The sequence below is a fragment of the Rhizobacter sp. genome (assembly GCF_031412075.1).
Classification (GTDB): Bacteria; Pseudomonadota; Gammaproteobacteria; order Burkholderiales; family Burkholderiaceae_C; genus Rhizobacter.
On the sequence record NZ_JANOCG010000640.1, the window covers coordinates 1 to 2280 of the forward strand.

A 2280-nucleotide genomic window follows, 5' to 3' on the forward strand; every position below is an offset into this window, starting at 1 on the left:
CAGCCGATGCACGAGTTGGTGACGTAGGCGCCGTGTTGCGCGTTCACCGACTCAGGCACGGGTGTCGAGGGCGGAAGGCTGTGGTCGATGACCTCGGCCGCGTCGTGCATCACGCCGGTGGCGTACAAGGTCTTCACCAGCGGCGGCAGCTCGAGCACCGCGCTGCGGCCCTCGACCGGCGGCATCTGGCGGATGTAGGCGACCATCGCGGCGAGGTCGCCGTCCGTCAGGCGCGCGTAGTCTTCGCTCGGCATCACGATGGCGGGTTTGCCATTGGGCTTGACGCCGTGGCGCAAGGTGCGCACCCAGTCGTCGGCGGTGTATTGGGCGACCACGTTGCCCGGGCCCGGCGTGATGTTGGGGGCGTGGATGTGCATGCCCTTTCCATCGTTGACCACATCTTTGCCGGCGCCGTTGACGCCGTGGCATTCGGTGCAGCCACGCGAGAGGTAGAGGTAGCGGCCGCGCTCGATGCTGGCGGCGTCGTTTTGATACGCCACCGGCGAGATCTTCACGTCGACCGTGCGGTTCATCTTGCGCTCGCCGATCTGGGCACCGACCACGATCGCCGAGGCCGCGACGGCGACCAAGCCCACGACGCCGATGGCGCCTCGTTTCAACCATTTGTTCACTGTGTTTCTCCGGGTCGATTCAGGCGGCGGCTCAAGGGAAGTTCACTAGCCCGGCCTGCTGGGGCAGGCCAATGGCGCTGGCGAGCTGGGTCCAGTCGCGGATGTCGAGATGCGGGCGCACCAGCTCGATCACGGCGTCGAACACCGGGGCCGGGGCGTGCGCCTTCATCTCGCCGAGCAGGCCGGCACGTTGCACCGGGCTGAGTGCCGGAATCATCCAGCGCAGCACTTCCATGTGGTCGGCGGGGGCGATGGTGGCGAGCAGGCGGTCGCGGATCTCCACCAGCTCGGCGTCGCTGTAGTGCGCCCACAGCAAGGCGTTGTTGGCGGTCTCTTCGATGTGCATGTGCTGCAGGTTCTCGGCCACGAAGAGGGCGAGGTGGCGGTACAGGCGCAGCGCGAGCGACATGCGCTCGCCGTCGGGTGCGGCCAGCAATGCACGGGCCTCGCCACGCAGGGCGTCGATGCTGTGCAGGTGCTCCGCGTGGTCATCGACGGTGCGGCCCGCGCCACCGGGCACGCGGGCCTCGATGGCGGTGTGCAAGAACACGTCTTCGTGGGCCAGGTGCTTGGCGCACAAGCCCAGCAGGGCTTCGAGCTGGGCCATCGTGCGGGCCAGCTGTTCCACATCGAACACATCGACCCGGCCGACGCGCGACAAGGTGTCGCACATGAAGTGGCGCAGGCCCTTGTGGATGGGCTGGTACATGTCGAAGCGGGGCGCGGTGGTGGTGGCTTGGGTGGGCTGGGCGGTGAGGGTGGCCGTGTTCATGGTCGATTCCTTGGGGCGTTTGGCTGTGGTGCCGAAACGGGCTTCGGCATGGGTCGGCAGTTTTCCGCGAACGAGCGGGCCAGGCATCGCCTGAAGGAGCCATCGGCCGGCTTGGCGACGGGCCACACCCTTTGGGGGGAGAGCTCAGCGCGCGGTGGGCTCGGCCGTGAACACGCTCACCACCAGCAAGGGCACGGCGGCGTTGTTGACGAGCTGGAAGTCGCTGTGCGGTGGCACGACCAGGGTGCAAGGCGACTGGAAACGCAGTGGCCCGCCGTTGATCAGCAGCTTGCCGCTGCCGGCCAGCACCAGCGCGGCGAAGCTGCCGCCGTGCTGCTGCACGGGGGTGTGTGCGGCAGGGGGCAGGGTGTGCATCCAGACCTGGAAGTCGTTCACCCCATTGGCCGGGCCGGCGGCGCAGAAGCGGTGTTCACCGGGGTTTGCGTGGGTCGTGGCGCGGCAGGCCAGGTCCATCAGGTGGGCGTGGTGAATGACGTACATGGTGGCCAGTGTGTGCAGGCTCTACGGGGTTGGCATCGCCCAAAGGAGCCATGGGGTTTGGGCAAAATGTGGGCATGCAAGCTTCGCCGCCGGCGCCCACGTTCGCCCTCGCCAAGATCCAGCCGCCGCGCCCGCGCACCAGCCTGGTGGCGCGGCCCGCGCTGGAAGAGACCCTGGGCCACGCGCTGATGCAGCAGCGCCTGACCCTGCTGCTGGCGCCTGCGGGCTACGGCAAGACCTCGGCGCTCACACGGCAGATCCGCCAGCTGCCCGAGGGCTGCGCGCTGGCCTGGGTGTCGGCCGATGAAGACGACCAGTTGCAGCGATTCCTGTCATGCCTCACCGCCGCGCTCGAACCGTTCGACCTGCCCTGGC

3 protein-coding genes and 1 pseudogene are annotated in these 2280 nt (G+C 68.4%); 1 reads left to right on the forward strand and 3 read right to left on the reverse strand.

The genetic code is table 11. The features are described from left to right. The 3 genes from RMO40_RS23700 to RMO40_RS23710 form a co-directional block, all read right to left on the reverse strand. Positions 1-632, reverse strand: a 632-nt coding sequence (locus RMO40_RS23700) for a c-type cytochrome (RefSeq protein ID WP_309726104.1), incomplete at its 3' end; no start/stop codon positions are given. Between the two features lie 31 nt (positions 633-663). Further along, positions 664-1404: a hypothetical protein gene (locus tag RMO40_RS23705; protein WP_309726106.1), complete on the reverse strand. Its 741-nt coding sequence runs from the start codon at positions 1402-1404 to the stop codon at positions 664-666. A gap of 144 nt (positions 1405-1548) precedes the next feature. Continuing rightward, positions 1549-1905 carry a hypothetical protein gene (locus RMO40_RS23710; RefSeq protein ID WP_309726108.1) on the reverse strand — a complete coding sequence of 119 codons (357 nt, stop codon included), beginning with the start codon at positions 1903-1905 and terminating at the stop codon, positions 1549-1551. Between the two features lie 74 nt (positions 1906-1979). Between RMO40_RS23710 and RMO40_RS23715 the strand changes: the two are divergent. Beyond that, a pseudogene (locus tag RMO40_RS23715) lies at positions 1980-2280 on the forward strand (LuxR C-terminal-related transcriptional regulator); the annotation flags it as partial.